The sequence below is a fragment of the Streptomyces sp. NPDC047000 genome (assembly GCF_040644295.1).
Taxonomy (GTDB): Bacteria; Actinomycetota; Actinomycetes; order Streptomycetales; family Streptomycetaceae; genus Streptomyces.
Map to the genome: position 1 here is coordinate 22,589 of NZ_JBEYWE010000047.1, position 15,470 is coordinate 38,058.

Below are 15,470 nucleotides of genomic sequence, written 5' to 3' on the forward strand. Positions count from 1 at the left end.
GTCAAGATCCCGCCAAGAACCGCCCGATCAGCGCCAACGTCCCGCCAACGGCGGTCGCCGACCACTACGACGCTGCCTAGGGTCGGCCTCATGCAACGACGTGAACCAGCGGCTCCGGCCGGCGACCGCCACTGGAGCAGCAGCGCACGGCTCGCGGTCACCTGCGCGCTGCTGTTCTGTGCCATGAGTCTGCTGGTCGACTGGGACGCGGGAAGCCTGACACCTCTCCGCACCCTGCTGTGGTGTGCACTCTCTGCCACCGTGTGCACGGTCCTGCTCCCACCGCAGGTGAGTGCGGGTCCCGGGTGGCTGGCAGTAAGGACCACCTGGCGTCGGCACGTGATCCACACGGACGCGCTGACGGCCGTACGGCAGTACGACGGTGCTTCCTCCCCTCTCGTACTACAGGACGCACACGGCCATACCCTGGAATTCGACCCCCGTGTCCTCAGCGCCAACCCACTGCTCTGGCACGAACTCGACACGGGCATCCGCCGCTCCCTCGAACACGGCACGCTCCAGCAGGGCACGGACGTCGTAAGGCACCCGGGGCATCACATCGACAACGAGACGATTGAGGCAGTGCTCCGGGCGGCAGGGCTTTCCTGACCACGGCTGCTCACAGGCGGCCACGGGCCACTCGCAGGGCTTGGTCCTGGACCAGATCCTCTCTCCGCCCGGCTACGGCGAGACGACCCTCATGAAGTACGTCGCCGACCGCCTCGGCCTCACGGTAGTAAAGGTCAGTGGTCCGGCGCTGGACCACGCCGTGACCTCGCTGGACCCGGCCAAGGCGCCGAACGCGACCGCGCGCCAGGAGACGAGAAGATCAACGTCGCACATCGACCCCTTGTCGGCCGCCGCCATCGGTATCGGGCTGAGCGCCACGTCATGAGCCGGTCGACGTGGACGCCCCGACAGCGGCCCCCGCCGGCTGCGGCGGCGGGACTGTAAAATGATCAGTCGGGTGGCCCGGGGGTGCGATTCCCCCGGGCCACCCGACCGCTCACCGTACAGACCCCGGTCCGGTGGCCCATCGGTTGCGGGACGGCACAGGGGGCCGTCCCGTGGCGGCATGCGGGTCCTCGGCTGCGGCGAGCACGCGCCACGCCCGGAGCAGCACCGGTTTGTCGATCATGTGTCCGTCGACGGCGCTGACCGAGTCTCCCGCCTCCAGGAGGGTACGTGCCCACCGCACCTCCCGGTCCGAGGGGAGGAACCCGGACAGGACATGGCCGAGTCGATCCGGGTGGATGCAGAGTTTGCCGGTGAAGCCCAGGCGCCGGGAGTGGCTGATGTCCGACCGGAGTACGGCAGCGTCACGTATTGCGGTGGCGACGCCGTCGATGGGCGGGGCGATACCCGCCGCGGCGGAGGCGAGCACGAGCCGGGAGCGGGCGTGGGCCGGCGCCGTATGGTCGTCCGGGGCGACACCGACGAGCGAGCCAGGCTGAGGCGTGGTCGCGGGCGCTTGTCCTGTGTGCGGCGGCGACCACGTCCTCGAGGTCGATGATGGCCAGTCCGGAGCCGGCGGAGACTGCCTTGTCGAAACGGTCCGGTCTGCTCCCGGGGACGAACAGCAGGCCCCGGGCCGTCGCCACGCGCTCGTTCAGGGAGGTCATGCGAAGACCACCTTCGCTGTCGCGTGCTGCGCCTCGCGGTGCGTGGCGACGCTGAGTTCGGCGGAGTCACCGGCCGACGCGCCGCAGACCGCGAGGTGTTCACCGACGAATGCCGGTGAACGGAGGCGGTACGACAGCGAGCGCACCTGCCGACCGGAGGCGTGGCGTCGGGGGAGTTCGAGCATGAGCAGGGCGAGCAGCGGGCCGTGGACCACGACACCGGGGTAGCCCTCGATGTCGCGGCAGTACGGAACGTCGTAGTGGATGCGGTGGGTGTTCGCGGTGAGGGCGCTGACCCGGAACAGCAGCGCCGGGTCCGTGCGTATCCGCAGGCTCCAGGGCGAGCTGACCTGCGGGGACGCGGGCTCGCTGAGTTCGTGCGGGTGACGGCCCGTGCTCCGCCCCCTGCGGTAGACGATGTCCTGCTCCTCGACGAGGCAGATGCGGCCGTCCTGCCGGAACTCACGGCGCTCGGTGACGAAGAGCATCTCGCCGGTCCGGCCGTGTCTGACGGCGACGGAGACGAGGCTGCTGACGCGTGTCGTCGGCGTTCCCAGGCGGAGGGGCCTGGTGATGTCGCTGCGGCCGCCGGCCCACATGCGCTGGCGGTCGGGCACGGGAGGAAGGAAATGTCCGTCCAGGGGGTGCCCGTCGGGTCCGAGTTCCCGCCGGGCGGGCCAGTTCAGGAAGTACAGCCACTGCCACAGAGGGGGCAGGGGCGCGCCGGGCCCGCCGACGCTGTCGGGCAGGTCGAGCACGGCGGACAGGGCGGCGGCCGGTCCTTCGGGCAACGGGTCCTCGTGGAGCAGGGGCCCGGGTGCCCACGATGCGACGTAGGAGCTGAGGGAGGCCGGCTCGGGTGCGGCGGAAGAGAGGGGCATCGACGGCCTCCAGCGCGAGCTGAGCGGTGGGACGTTTCGAAGAGCCCGGGAACTGCCTGGACTCACACAGCGGACTGCATCATCACACCTGATTTCGTGGCACGGACAATAGAATTCCATGATGGCCGCATGCCTCGTCGGCATGAGCCAGGGCTTGAGCGTCCGCGCGGGCGGGCGTGTTCGTCGACACGGGACTCGCCTCGGGCGCTTCGTCCGCGGGTGCCGGGGCGACCGGGTCACTGCATTCGGGCCGACGGCCACAATCCCCGGCTCACCGCCGATCCGACCTGCCGGACCAGCTCGCGCGCGACGATCTCCGCAGCCGGTGGAACGCGCACGAATCTCGGGGTGGCGAGGACGATCGAACGCCACACGTCGGGTGCGCCCAGCGGCGCTGCGCTCACGACGCCGTTCGCGATGTCCTCGGAGACCCCGAGACCGGGAAGGACCGTCCAGCCGTGGCCGGCAAGCACGAGTTGTTTCTGCACCCTCATGGAGTTCGTCTGCACGACGATGTTCAGCTCGGCGTTCACCCGGGCCGCAGCAGCGTCGATCAGGGTGCGGAGCGCATGCCCGGAAGCCGGCATGACCAAGGGGTGCTCGGCCACCTCCGTGAAGCTCATCAGCCGGTCGGCACGCAGACCCGCCGAGGGCGGCGCGACGACCCACAACCGTTCGTGCACCAGCGGCCGGACGTTCAGCGACGGCGTGCTGTCCAGGTTGTACAGCAGTGTCAGGTCCAGGTCCCCGCTGTCGAGCCACTGCTGCAGGTGCCCCGAGTACGCCGTCATCATCCGCAGCCGCACGCCGGGGTGATCGCGGGCGAGTGCCGACACGAGTGGCCCGGCCAGCAGATCGCTGGTGCTCTCCAGCAGGCCGACCGTGACGAGGCCCGTCACCTGGCCAGGACTCGGCTGCACCTCGGTGCGGGCCCGTTCCAGTTCACCGAGCGCCCGACGTGCCCTGTCCACCATGATCAGCCCGGCCTCGGTGGGTTGCATGCCCTGCCCGGTGCGCTCGAAGAGGGCCACCCCGAGTTCCTGTTCGAGGGTGCGGATCTGCCGGGTCACCGCGGGCTGGACGAGATGCAGGAGTTCCGCCGCTCTGGTGACGCTGCCCGCCTCGGCCACCGCGACGATGGCTCTGAGCTGCTTGATGTCCATGTCCACCCCCTCTCCCCATCGTGAACGCACATGGGGATATCAAGAATTGCTATTTCACATCCGTATCAATGCATGTTCATGATGGCATTCCGGCGAAGGATCCGTACTCCCCTGGAGGTCACCATGGCCGAGCGCCCCGCAGCGCTGCCGTTGGCGGGCATCACCGTCGTGAGCGTCGAGCAGGCTGTCGCGGCTCCGTTCGCCACCCGGCAGCTGGCCGACCTCGGCGCCCGGGTCATCAAGGTCGAGCGGCCGGGCGGCGGTGACTTCGCCCGCCGTTACGACACCACGGTGCACGGCGAGTCCAGCTACTTCGTCTGGCTCAACCGCTCGAAGGAATCGGTCACACTCGACCTGAAGACGGACCCGGGCCGGACGGTCCTGGAACAGCTTCTCGCCAAGGCGGATGTCTTCGTGCAGAACCTGGCCCCCGGCGCCGCCGCCCGCATGGGACTGGACGCGAAAGCCCTCGCCGAGCGTTTCCCCGCCCTGATCCCGTGCGCCGTGACCGGTTACGGGTCCACCGGGCCGTGGGCCGAACGCAAGGCCTACGACCTGCTCGTGCAGTGCCAGACCGGTCTGGTGTCCCTGACGGGCAACGAGCACGGACCGGCACGGGTGGGTGTCTCCGTCGCCGACATCGCCGCCGGCATGTACGCCTACTCCGGCATTCTCACCGCGCTGTTCACCCGAGCCACCACGGGCGTGGCCCGTGCCGTCGAGGTGTCCTTGTTCGAAGCACTGGCCGAGTGGGTGAGCCAGCCCGCCTACTACACCCGCTTCGGCGGCACCCAGCCACCGCGCATCGGCACGCAACACGCGACCATCGCACCGTACGGCGCCTACACGGCGGCCGACGGCAAGGACCTCCTGTTCACCGTTCAGAACGAGCGCGAATGGGCCGCCCTGTGCGAGCGGTTCCTGAACCGGCCCGAGCTGGTCGAGGACCCGCGTTTCGCCTCGACCGCGGACCGGGTAGCCCATCGCGACGAACTCGACACGATCGTGGCCGCCCGCCTCGGCGAGTTGGACAGCGCCGAAGCGATGAGCCTGCTCGACGGCATAGGCATCGCCAACGCCGGGGTCAACGACATCGAGGACTTCCTCGGCCACCCGGTCCTCGAGGAGCGCGGCCGCTGGCGGGAGATACCGATCCCCGGCGGCACGGCCGTGCCCGCCCTCCTGCCGCCCGTCGACCTGGCCGGCGTCACACCGCGCATGGACGGCGTACCCGCCGCAGGCCGGCACACCGCCGAGATCCTGGCGGAACTCGGCTACCACACAGCCGAGATCGAGGATCTGCGCGACAGGCACGTCATCTGACCCACCACCCTCCTGTCCGCCACCCCAAGGGAGTATCTGGCGATGAGCACTCTCGACATCCTGTCCGAGGACGAGCAGTTCGCCGTCCGTACCGTACGTGACTTCGTGGACAAACAGGTGAAGCCCGTCGTCCGGGAACTCGATCACACCAACGCCTATCCCGAGGCGTTGATCGAGCAGATGAAACAGCTCGGCATCTTCGGCCTCGCCGTCCCCGAGGAGTACGGCGGCACCCCTGTGTCGACCCCCTGTTACGTGCTGATCACCGAAGAGCTGGCCCGCGGCTGGATGAGCCTGGCCGGTGCGATGGGCGGGCACACCGTGGTCGCCAAGCTCCTGCTGCACTTCGGCACCGAGGACCAGCGACGCCGGTATCTGCCCAGGCTGGCCACCGGTGAGACGCGCGCGACCATGGCACTGACCGAGCCGGGCGGCGGCTCCGACCTCCAGGCCATGCGCACGCTCGCCCGCAGGGACGGCGACGGTTATCTGATCAACGGTGCCAAGACCTGGATCACCAACTCCCGGCGCTCCGGCCTGATCGCCCTGCTGTGCAAGACCGACCCCGACGCCGTCCCCGCGCACCGGGGGATCTCGATCCTCCTGGTCGAGCACGGACCCGGTCTGACGGTCTCCCGCGACCTGCCCAAGCTGGGCTACAAAGGCGTGGAGAGCTGTGAGCTGTCGTTCGACGACTACCGCGCACCGGCGGACGCGGTTCTGGGCGGGACCGAGGGCAAGGGCTTCGCCCAGATGATGAAGGGCCTGGAGACCGGGCGCCTTCAGGTGGCCGCCCGTGCTCTCGGTGTCGGCCGTGCCGCCCTGGAGGACGCTCTGTCCTACGCCCAGGAACGGGAGTCGTTCGGCAAGCCGATATGGAAGCACCAGTCGGTCGGCAACTACCTGGCCGACATGGCGACGTCGCTGACCGCGGCCCGACAGCTCACGCTGTACGCGGCCCGGGAAGCGGATGCGGGCCGACGCGTGGACATGGAGGCGGGCATGGCCAAGCTGTTCGCCTCCGAGACGGCCATGCAGATCGCCCTCAACGCCGTTCGTATCCACGGTGGTTACGGCTACTCCACCGAGTTCGATGTCGAGCGGTACTTCCGCGACGCCCCGCTGATGATCGTCGGCGAGGGCACCAACGAGATCCAGCGGAACATCATCGCCGGCCAGCTGGTCAAGCGAGGAGGACTCGACGCATGAACATCGTCGTGTGGGTGAAGTACGTGCCCGACACCGCCGGCCACCGGCGCTTCCCGATGACCTGACCGTCGCCCGGGACGACGGCGACGGCCTCCTCTCCGAGCTCGACGAGTACGCGGTCGAGCAGGCGCTCCGGATCACGGAGAACTCCGACGACGACGTGGATGGTCACCGTCCTGACCATCGGCCCCGAGGACGCGAAGGACGCGCTGCGCAAGGCGCTGTCGATGGGCGCCCACAAGACGGTCCACGTCGAGGACGACGACCTGCACGGCACCGACGCCATCGGCACCTCGCTGGTGCCGGCCAGGGCGATCGAGAAGGCCGGCTTCGACCCGGTCGTCTCCGGCACGGCCTCCACCGACGGCGCCATGGGCGTCGTCCCGGCGCTGCCGGCCGAGCGTCTGGGCGTTCCGCAGGTCACTCTGCTGTCCGAGGTCTCCGTCGGAGACGGCGTGGCCAGGGGCCGCCGTGACGGCGACACCGCATCCGAACGGCTCGAAGCCTCCCTGCCGGCCGTGGTGTCCGTCACCGACCGGTCGGGCGAGGCGCGCTGCCCCTCCTCCAGGGCATCATGGCGGCGAAGAAGAAGCCGGTGGAGTCCTGGGACCTGTCCGACCTCGACATCACAGGGGAAGCAGGGCTGGAGGGCGCCGGCACGCTCGTCGACACCGCGACCAGGCGTCCGGCGCGCACGGCCGCCGTCCTCCGCCGAGGGCAAGGAGATCGCCACCCGCCTGGCGCTGCGCATCGGCTCCGGCATCGTCACCGACGCCGTCGACCTGGAGGCCGGCGACTCCGGCCCGGTCGCCCCCCAGTCGGTGTTCGCCGCCTCCTTCACCATCAAGTCCCGTGTCTCCAGGGGCACTCCGGTCATCACCGTGAAGCCCGGCTCGGCCGCGGTCGAGCCGGCCGCCGCCGGTGATGGCGGACCGGGCTGGAGCTGTCCACGGCGCTCTTCGAGTATCTGGAGATCTTCCACAACCGCCAGCGCAGGCACTCGGCCCTGGAAATGCTCACTCCGGTCGAGTACGAACTGCGCGCAGCACCTGTAGCGTAAAACCAAGCGACGCGACTCCACCGAACGCAGGGCACTTCGCGGACTCTACGAAACTCGGGACAGCTCAAAGTGCGTCCTCGGTGCTGTTCGAGGGCGAGTCGGCCTTTGACTCACGAAGCCCGGCTTGGGAATTCACCCACCGGGTGCGATGCGATAGGTTCCCGGTGTCTGGCCCATGGCGCGGCTGAACGTGTCGATGAACGCACTGGTCGTGGCCCATCCGCACCGGCGTCCCGTTTCACTGACGCTTGCTCCTTCCGCCAGCAGCACCATGGCGTGGAACACCCGGACGTTGGTCCTCCATTGTGGATAGGTCATGCCGAACTCGCTCCTGAACAGCCGGGCCAGGGTGCGCTCGCTCACGCCGATGCTCCGTGCGAGCCAGGCGGCAGTCCGTGGCTGCCGCAGATCACCGGTCACCAGCGCGCACGCCTGCTGCAGCAGGGAGTTGTCGGGGACGGGCAGCGTCAATGGCTCCACGAGGGCTCGCCGCAGCCTGTCCCGCAGGACGGCGCGCAGGTGGCGTGCCTCCTGCTGCGGGAGGGACGGTTCACTGCACGCGATGATCAGTTCGCGCACCAGGGTGTCCACGGCCACGACGACCGGCGCCCGGGCACTCAGCAGGGTGTCGTGGGCGGCGAAGCCGAGCGTGTGCACGGAGCTGTGCCCGTGCACCCGGTGCTGATGCCGGATGCCCGCCGGAATCCACACGGCGCGTGCCCTGGACGCCACCCAGGATGCCTCGCCCGTCTGCACCGCCAGGACACCGGCGCTGACGTAGAGAAGCTGGTGATAGCCATGCTGGTGGCGGCCGATGACCTCACCCGCGAGATGGGCATGCGTGGTGTCCCTGGGCTCCGCCGCCTTCTCCGCCTGACTGTTTTCCGACATGTGACGGCAGAATATCGGAAGCGCCGCAGCGTGTGGTCCTGCCAGCGTGGTGACCATGCCCACGACGCCCCACACCCCGCGCGCTCTTCCTCCCACGGGCCCGCCCGCACTGAAGGCGCGGCTGGTGTCCGGTCTGCGCGGTATCGCCCTCGACACCCGCCCGCTGGCACATCCCGTCTTCCGCCGCCTTCTGATCGGGCAGGGCGCGGCATACATCGGGACCATGGTCACCAGCGTCACCATCCCGGTACAGGTGTACGCGTTGACGCGGTCGTCGCTGTCCGTGGGGCTGACGGGGCTGGCCGGCCTCGTACCGCTCGTGGTCTTCGGCCTGTACGGCGGCGCCATCGCCGACCGGTTCGACCGCCGTACGCTCTACCTGGCGTCGGCCTGCCTCACCTGGACGATCACACTCGCCCTGCTGTTCCAGGCGCTCGCCGATCTGCGCTCGGTGCCCCTCATCCTCGCCCTCGTCGCTTCCCAGGCCGGCGCCTTCGCCGTGTCGTCCGCCGCCCGGGGCGCGATCATTCCCCGCATCGTTCCCACCCCGTTGGTACCCGCCGCGAACACGCTGTACTTCACCGCCGGCAATGCCGGGCAGGTCGCCGGACCCCTCGTGGCGGGCCTCCTGATCTCACTGCCGAACGGCTACTGCTGGGCCTACGGCGCCGACGCCGTGCTGTTCTCCGTCCTGCTGTACTCGGCCGTCAACCTGCCCCCGATCCTGCCGGCCGGCTCGGGGGCCCGCACCGGCGGGCTGCGCTCGGTCTTCGAGGGGCTGCGGTTCATCGCCGCCGCCCCCGTGCTCTGGATGTCCTTCGCCGTCGACATCGCGGCGATGACGATGGCCCTGCCGACCGCCCTGTTCCCGGAAGCGGCACAGCTGCGCTTCGGCGGAGGAGTGGGACCGTTGTACTCGGCCATCGCCATCGGGTCGGTCGCAGCGGGGCTGTTCAGCGGATGGATCGGACGAGTGCGCCGCCAAGGCCGGGCGCTGGCGATCGCCGTCACCACCTGGGCGGCGGCCGTTGCCCTCGCGGGCACCGTCCACCACCTCCTCACGGCAGTGGCCCTGCTGGCCGCTGCCGGAGCGGCGGACCTCGTCAGCGCGGTCTACCGCGAGACGATTCTGCAGACCTACGCACCAGACGCCCTGCGTGGTCGGCTGCAAGGCGTCTTCACCGTCGTCGTCGCCGGCGGTCCGCGTCTCGGGGACCTACGTGCGGGCGCCATGGCCTCCGCCACCGGTCTCGGCGTCGCGTGGACAGGCACTTCGCTGCTCTGCATGATCGTCGTCATCGTCGGCGCACTGCTTGTACGACCGTTCTGGCGCTACACCGTCACCCTGGCACAGCCGTCAGAGGCGGCGACGTGCCTACACGTTGTTCACGGCGAGCTCGGTGTCGGCCGGGGCCCTGAAGGTTTTGCGGTAGGCGGTGGGCGGGACGCCGAGTGATGTCTGCAGGTGTTTGCGGAGCAGAGCGGCGCTTTTGAAGCCGACGGCGGCGGCGACTCTGTCGACGGGTAGGTCGCTGGTTTCGAGTAGGTCCCGCGCGCGGTCGACGCGCTGGTGGATCAGCCACTGGTTCGGACTGCTGCCTGTTTCGGCGAGGAAACGCCTGCTGAAGGTGCGGACGCTCATGTTGGCGTGTCGGGCCAGGTCGGCCAGGGTCAGGGTTGCGTCGAGGCGGGCCAGGGCCCACTGCCGGGTTTGGATGGTCGAGTTGTCGCTCTGCTGGGGAACGGGCTGCTTGATGAACTGCGCCTGTCCTCCTGCGCGCCAGGGCGCGACGACGCAGCGGCGCGCGGCGGCGTTGGCGACGGTGGCGCCGTGATCGAGGCGGACGATGTGCAGGCACAGGTCGATGCCGGCTGCGGCACCCGCGCTTGTCATGATGCGGCCGTTGTCGACGAACAGGACGGCAGGATCCAGCTCGACGTGGGGGAAGAGCCGGGTGAATTCGCCTGCCAGGGCCCAGTGTGTGGTGGCGCGGAGCCCGTCGAGCAGGCCGGCGGCCGCGAGGACGAAGGCCGAGGTGCACAGACTGATGATCCGTGTCTGCGGCCGGATGAGCGTCAGGGCCGCGCTGACCTGTGCGGGCAGGGTGGCTGTGCGCAGCAGCTCAGCGGTGGGCTCCTGGGTCGCCACGATAACGGTGTCGGCCGTGGACAAGGCGCGCTCGTCGTGCCGGACGCTCACATCGAATCCGGCGTCGGTGGTGACCGGTCTGCCGCCGATGGAGCAGATCTCGACGCTGTAGAGACGGCTGCCGTCCTCGCTGAGGGCCTCGTTGAAGACCCGCGAAGGGATGCTCAGGTCGAAGGGGATGACGCCGTCGAGAGCTAGGACGACCACCCGATGGACATTGGCCAGATTTTTGCGCACAGTGCCATTCTAGCTACTCGTCGGTCGATCTCGACGAGCCGACGATGGTCGCATGACTTCTTCGACGAACAACATCGACAACCGACCCACGATGCGTGCGGTCACCCAGCGCACCTTCGGCGGCCCCGAGGTCCTGGAGGTCAGCGAGGCACCCCGGCCGGTGCCGCAGCCCACCGAGGTCCTGGTCAGGGTGCGGGCCGCCGGCGTCAACCCGGTCGACTGGAAGACGCGTGAAGGGACCGGCATGGCGCACGTCCTGGGCGAGCCCCCGTTCGTCCTGGGCTGGGACGTGGCGGGCGTGGTCGAAGAGCTCGGCTGGGGCGTGAGCACACTCGCCGTCGGCGACGAGGTCTACGGTATGCCGTGGTTCCCCCGCGCAGCCGGCGGCTACGGCGAGTACGTCACCGCGCCGGCCCGCCAGTTCTCCCGCAAACCCGCCTCCGTCACGATGGAGCAGGCCGCCGCCGTGCCGCTGGCCGCGCTCACCGCCTGGCAAGCGCTGTTCGACACCGCGCAGGTCACCGCCGGCCAGCGCGTCCTGATCACCGCCGCGGCCGGCGGCGTGGGGCACTTCGCCGTCCAGTTCGCCCGGCTGCGCGGCGCGCACGTCATCGCGACGGCCGGCGAGCGCAACCGCGAGTGGCTCACCGAGCTCGGTGCCGAGACCGTGATCGACTACACCCGCACCCGCTTCGAGGACCAGGTCGGCGACGTCGACGTCGTGATCGACCTGGTCGGCGACCACGACGACACCGGCTTGCGCTCCCTGCGGACGCTGCGCCCGGGCGGCCTGCTGGTTGCGGTTCCCGGCGGGGTCTCCCCGCAGCTTCAGGCCGCCGCGGACCAGCAGGGCAAGCGTGTCACCGCATTCCTCGTCGAGCCCGACGGCGGCGCCCTGACCCGGATCGCCGCGCACATCGACGCCGGCGAGGTCCACGTCGAGGTCGACCAGGTTCTCCCCCTGGAGGCCGCGGCAAAGGCGCACGAAGCGGTCGCCACCGGTCACACCCGTGGCAAGGTCGTCCTCCAGGTCAGCGACGCGACCGCGTGACCCACCCCTGCCTTCGGTCACGTAAAAGGAACACCGTGCTCAAGCGCGCCATGATCGGATCGCTGCCGCGCGCCTCCCCGGCCACCGGAACTGTCGCGGCCTCCGGTCCGGCCGTTGCCTCGGCGCTGGTACGAACGGTTGCCGACCCGCACATCGCCAAGCATTTCGACCTCGCCGCAGGGGATCTGCCCCAGAACATCGAGCTCGAACCGAACGGCAAGGCCGACGTCAACCTCGCCCTCAGCAGGCAGGCCGCTCAGATATCGCCGAACGGCCACAAGAGGGTGCCCGCCACCCTGCCGCTGCCTGCCGACGGCGGCGTCAACACTCCCGTCATGGACCTCGCTCTGCCTCGCTCTGCCTCGCTCTGCCGACCGGGCTGGCCAGGGCCGCCGACGGAACGCTGCACATCGGCTACGCCGCCGGCAGCGACGACATCCAAGGCCAAGAGCTGTTCCCGAGGTGGTCGGTTCGACTGTCAACAACGTTCGTGGTCAATACACCTAGGCCGGCCAAAATCTCACCCCACGGCTGCGGGGCGGACAGAACGTACCCAAGGCCGTGCACTGAAGGGCCGCCTCCTGACCATGGTCCCGAGCCCTGCGGTAGGGAGAACGGTGCTGTCGCCGGCCCCCGGCGAGGCCGACGAATCAGCGCTGAGCCCGAAGCAAGGCCCCGGCCGGGAAACCCATGGCGTCGGTTTCCCGGGTGTTGAGGACGACGTTGAACGGGCGGCTCAGGGGAGGGGAGCCGCCGCTTGAGGGGCAGGGGTCAGGGTGTGCCGACGCCGTGCGTGTACGACTGCATGCTGAAGACGCCGAAGCCGTTCTGGACGGGATCACCGGAGTTGTTGACGCAGTGCAGGATGCCGCCTCCGCCCGGCCCGTTGAGGCAGACCGTCATCAGGGAGGTGAGGACGACGCCGGGGGTGTCGGGAACCTCGTAGGCGCGGTCGGTGTAGATGTCCGCGTTGAGGTTGAAGTAGCAGTAGCTGCCCAGGCCCCAGGCGTGGTGGTCGGTGACGTGATCGCCGACCTTGTAGGCGGCGTAGCCGTTGGTGCTGCCGTGCCTCCACGCCGACTGCGTCGGGACGTCGTAGGGATGCTCGTTCTGGAAGAAGTACGTGTGGCCGTGGTTGCCGTTCCAGACCACCTCGTACTTCTGGTGGTGCTCTACGAACAGGCCGTACGCGGTGACCCGGTCACCGTTGACGAGGAAGCCGGTGCCGGCCGGGTTGACGGACCAGCCGACCGTGTCGTCCAGGCCGTGGTCGGCCCGCCAGGCCCACACGTGGTCGACGATCACGTCGTTGCTGTCGATCTGGATGCTGATCTCGGTGCCGCCGGGCACTGCACCGCCGATGCGCGGGAAGATGTCGAACAGGGCGGTGGGCCGGGCGGCGTGACTCAGCCGGCTGCGGCCGTGACCGACGCGCAGCAGGACGGGTGAGTCGGCTGAGGCGGCCTCCAGGATCACGCCGGCCACGGAGACGTCGTCGACGTCGGCGACCTCGATGAGCGCATTGCCACGGACCGCCTGGAGAGTGGCCAGGCCCAGGCCCAGGACGACGGTGCCGGGCCGGGACACCCGCAGCGGAGCGGACAGCGGGTAGATGCCCGGGGTCAGCAGCAGGTGCTTGCCGAGGGAGAGTGCCAGGTTGATGCTGGCGGCGGATTCGCCCGGGTGCGCGACGTGGAAGCACGACAGCGGGATGCTGTGGCCGGCGGCTCGCCCGTTCGCCCAGGAGGTGCCGGTGCTGTCACGGCGCAGTGCGGGTACGAAGACGCTGTACGCGCCGTGGCGGTCCACCGTCAGGAACGGCTTCTCGCGTATGACGGGGGTGTGTTCCACGGTGGTGTAGGGCGGCGTCGGGAAGGACGTGGAGGGCGCGCCCTGGACACCGACGAAGACCATGTTCCAGTTGGAACCGGTCCAACTGCCGATGGTGTCGTTGCGCGAGAGCCACTGTTGCTGCGAACCCGAGTTGATGTCGCCGTCCACCACGCTGTCGGCCAGGAAGCCGCCGCTGGACCACCCGTTGCCGGGCGGGCTCGGCATCAGGTTCATGTTGCCCTTGACGTGGACGCGGCGCATCGGTGCGGCCTGGGCGACGGCCCAGCGCTCCAGGCCGTCCGGCGGCACGATGGTGAGGTTCTCGGCGGACCGCCAGAAGTCCTGAGTGCCGTTGCCGTCGAACCACTGGGCGTCTACGGTGACATGGCCGTTGATCACTACGTCCGCGGGGCCGGCGCCGAGCCCGAGCACGTGCGTGTAGAAACCGACGTTGACGTCGACGTTGTACGTGCCCGGCTCGAACGCCAGAGCGTACCGCTCGGTGCCGAACTGGTTGGACTCCTGGACTGCGAACACGGCGTCCAGCTGCTTCTGGATCGCGGCGTCGCCCATCGAGGGGTCGAAGAGCAGGACGTTAGGCCCGAGGCCTGCCGTCCGGCGGCTGCCCGGGTGCTCGGCGGGTGCGGGTGACGACGCGGTGGCGGTTCCTGCGGAGAGGCCGCCGGCCAGCGGCACCGCGGCGGCAACGGCCGCTGCTCCACGCAGCATGGCACGACGAGTGGAAAGTACGGGCACGGCTCTCCCTGATCATGGTGGGCAAAGGGACCGTGGCTGGTCCTCAACGGGTTGAGAGCGCTCTCAGAAACGAAGTGAATCACCGCCGGAATACAGCGTCAACAAGTGTGCGCACCACGATGAGGCCCTCGCGCGAGCTGCATGTGCGCCCCCGGACGAGTCCTGCGCGGTCGGCAGCGTCCGCAGCGGCGGTACGCCGTTCCACCCGACTGCCGCCGTTCCCACGGCAGTCGCCCCGTAGCGGTCAACCTGCCCCCGTTCACGCCAAGTCGGCGGCGAGTCGGTAACGGCATCGTGCGCAAGTGGGCTTCCGCCAAGGCGGCGCAGCAGGTCGGCGAGGTTGACAGTGCGCGTGGACAGCGCCAGGCCGCGCCGGTGAACAAGCCGGCAGGCGTTATGCGCGTGTTCTTTGGCGCTGCTCTCGCAGGGCCCAGCGGGGTCGTGTCCCTCGTTGTGCAACACCGTTGCTTTTGCGGGTGGGTGGCTTTGTCAAGTTCGTGAGCATGAGGGCGGGACCTCTGGTGGTCCCCCGTGGTGTCGAGCCCAGGACGGACGAGCCGGAGGTCCCGTTGCCGCTGAATTCCGCCGGCGTTCCACTTGCCCCGTCAGCTTCCGATGTCTGCGCGCCGGGACACCTCGGGGAGTTGACCCAGGTCATCGATCCGGTCCTGGTCGATTCCGTGCTCGATGAAGAGAATGCATGCCGGCAGAGGCTTCGGCTGCTGCCGGCGCGGGTCGTGGTGTACTTCGTGCTCGCGCCGGCCCTCTTCGAGCCTCCTGCCAGGCGGTACGGGGCAAGCTCATCGCGCCACTGCGCCGCCTGTTCGAGGTCCTCGCCGGTCCGGTCGCCCTCCCGGCCCGGTCCGGTTCCTTCCATCCGGTCTTGTCCGCGCACCGGATCAGCTTCGTCGTCCTGCTCCAGGCCGCGGCCGACCAGATCGTCACCGGCCACGGTGCCCGCCTGGACGAGCCCGTCGACCTGGTGGCAGTGATCGGACGGGCAGCCCTGGCCGACCTCCCGCCAGAGGCGCGCCGCCGGCGGCTGAAGGCACGGGTACGCAAGCGGCAGAGCAAGTACAGCTTCAACCGGAACCTCCACACCACCCCACGAACCGCCCAGAAGTACACGCTCCACGCCGAAGTCATCAAGAACAGCAGTCCTTGACAGAGTGACCCGTCCTCAAAAGCAACGGTGTTGCACCTAGTGTCCTGAGTCGGAAGTTTGCGGGCGGTTGTAGGGTGGGGTGATGCCGGGTCCGAAGCCGTTGCTGCTCGAGTTGTCCGATCACGAACGC

The 15,470-nt window shown here is 69.4% G+C and carries 13 protein-coding genes and 4 pseudogenes; 12 read left to right on the forward strand and 5 right to left on the reverse strand.

The features are described from left to right. Window positions 1–90: 90 nt before the first annotated feature. Window positions 91–609, forward strand: coding sequence for a hypothetical protein (locus tag ABZ862_RS37135; RefSeq protein ID WP_360968627.1), 519 nt, complete (start codon window positions 91–93; stop codon window positions 607–609). Window positions 610–649: 40 nt separating this feature from the next. Beyond that, a complete protein-coding gene (locus tag ABZ862_RS37140) occupies window positions 650–895 on the forward strand; it encodes a hypothetical protein (RefSeq protein WP_360968630.1) in 246 nt (81 codons plus the stop codon). 723 nt (window positions 896–1,618) lie between these two features. On the opposite strand, the gene ABZ862_RS37145 is transcribed toward ABZ862_RS37140, so the two are convergent. Then, window positions 1,619–2,503 (reverse strand): hypothetical protein, encoded by an 885-nt coding sequence (locus tag ABZ862_RS37145; RefSeq protein WP_360968632.1) that lies wholly within the window; start codon window positions 2,501–2,503, stop codon window positions 1,619–1,621. A 236-nt stretch (window positions 2,504–2,739) separates the two neighbouring features. After that, complete coding sequence (locus tag ABZ862_RS37150) at window positions 2,740–3,666, reverse strand: LysR family transcriptional regulator (protein ID WP_360968635.1); 927 nt, start codon at window positions 3,664–3,666, stop codon at window positions 2,740–2,742. Window positions 3,667–3,789: 123 nt separating this feature from the next. Between ABZ862_RS37150 and ABZ862_RS37155 the strand changes: the two genes are divergently transcribed. The 5 genes and pseudogenes from ABZ862_RS37155 to ABZ862_RS37175 all read left to right on the forward strand — a co-directional run. Beyond that, window positions 3,790–4,989, forward strand: a complete 1,200-nt coding sequence (locus ABZ862_RS37155) for a CaiB/BaiF CoA-transferase family protein (RefSeq protein ID WP_360968638.1) — start codon at window positions 3,790–3,792, stop codon at window positions 4,987–4,989. Between the two features lie 42 nt (window positions 4,990–5,031). Further along, on the forward strand, window positions 5,032–6,198 hold the full coding sequence (locus ABZ862_RS37160; protein WP_360968641.1) for an acyl-CoA dehydrogenase family protein: 1,167 nt from the start codon (window positions 5,032–5,034) through the stop codon (window positions 6,196–6,198). Further along, window positions 6,195–6,925 (forward strand): annotated as a pseudogene (locus ABZ862_RS37165) (electron transfer flavoprotein subunit beta/FixA family protein); the annotation flags it as partial. The gene ABZ862_RS37160 and the pseudogene ABZ862_RS37165, both read left to right, overlap by 4 nt. Then, a pseudogene (locus tag ABZ862_RS37170) lies at window positions 6,900–7,124 on the forward strand (electron transfer flavoprotein subunit alpha/FixB family protein); the annotation flags it as partial. The pseudogenes ABZ862_RS37165 and ABZ862_RS37170, both read left to right, overlap by 26 nt. 26 nt (window positions 7,125–7,150) lie before the next feature. After that, window positions 7,151–7,258, forward strand: a pseudogene (locus tag ABZ862_RS37175) (IS3 family transposase); the annotation flags it as partial. 132 nt (window positions 7,259–7,390) lie between these two features. Here the strand turns inward: ABZ862_RS37175 and ABZ862_RS37180 are convergent. After that, window positions 7,391–8,149, reverse strand: coding sequence for a helix-turn-helix transcriptional regulator (locus tag ABZ862_RS37180; RefSeq protein ID WP_360968644.1), 759 nt, complete (start codon window positions 8,147–8,149; stop codon window positions 7,391–7,393). Between the two features lie 55 nt (window positions 8,150–8,204). On the opposite strand from ABZ862_RS37180, the gene ABZ862_RS37185 reads away from it, so the two are divergent. Further along, entirely contained in the window at window positions 8,205–9,605 is a 1,401-nt protein-coding gene (locus tag ABZ862_RS37185) for an MFS transporter (protein WP_360968647.1), read from the forward strand. Here the strand turns inward: ABZ862_RS37185 and ABZ862_RS37190 are convergent. Continuing rightward, a complete protein-coding gene (locus ABZ862_RS37190; RefSeq protein WP_360968650.1) occupies window positions 9,525–10,535 on the reverse strand; it encodes a helix-turn-helix domain-containing protein in 1,011 nt (336 codons plus the stop codon). The genes ABZ862_RS37185 and ABZ862_RS37190 overlap by 81 nt on opposite strands. A gap of 52 nt (window positions 10,536–10,587) precedes the next feature. Between ABZ862_RS37190 and ABZ862_RS37195 the strand changes: the two genes are divergently transcribed. Together ABZ862_RS37195 and ABZ862_RS37200 are read left to right on the forward strand one after the other, a co-directional pair. Beyond that, window positions 10,588–11,586 carry an NADP-dependent oxidoreductase gene (locus tag ABZ862_RS37195; protein WP_360968652.1) on the forward strand — a complete coding sequence of 333 codons (999 nt, stop codon included), beginning with the start codon at window positions 10,588–10,590 and terminating at the stop codon, window positions 11,584–11,586. 35 nt (window positions 11,587–11,621) lie between these two features. Then, the gene (locus ABZ862_RS37200; protein WP_360968655.1) at window positions 11,622–12,347 is read left to right on the forward strand and encodes a hypothetical protein; all 726 of its coding nucleotides are present in this window, start codon (window positions 11,622–11,624) and stop codon (window positions 12,345–12,347) included. A gap of 10 nt (window positions 12,348–12,357) precedes the next feature. Here ABZ862_RS37200 and ABZ862_RS37205 read toward each other — a convergent pair whose 3' ends face one another. Next, window positions 12,358–14,148, reverse strand: a complete 1,791-nt coding sequence (locus ABZ862_RS37205; RefSeq protein WP_360968658.1) for an adenylyl cyclase — start codon at window positions 14,146–14,148, stop codon at window positions 12,358–12,360. Window positions 14,149–14,744: 596 nt separating this feature from the next. Between ABZ862_RS37205 and ABZ862_RS37210 the strand changes: the two are divergent. Beyond that, a pseudogene (locus tag ABZ862_RS37210) lies at window positions 14,745–15,031 on the forward strand (transposase domain-containing protein); the annotation flags it as partial. Window positions 15,032–15,058: 27 nt separating this feature from the next. Next, window positions 15,059–15,340, forward strand: a complete 282-nt coding sequence (locus ABZ862_RS37215; RefSeq protein WP_360968661.1) for a hypothetical protein — start codon at window positions 15,059–15,061, stop codon at window positions 15,338–15,340. Window positions 15,341–15,470: the final 130 nt, after the last annotated feature.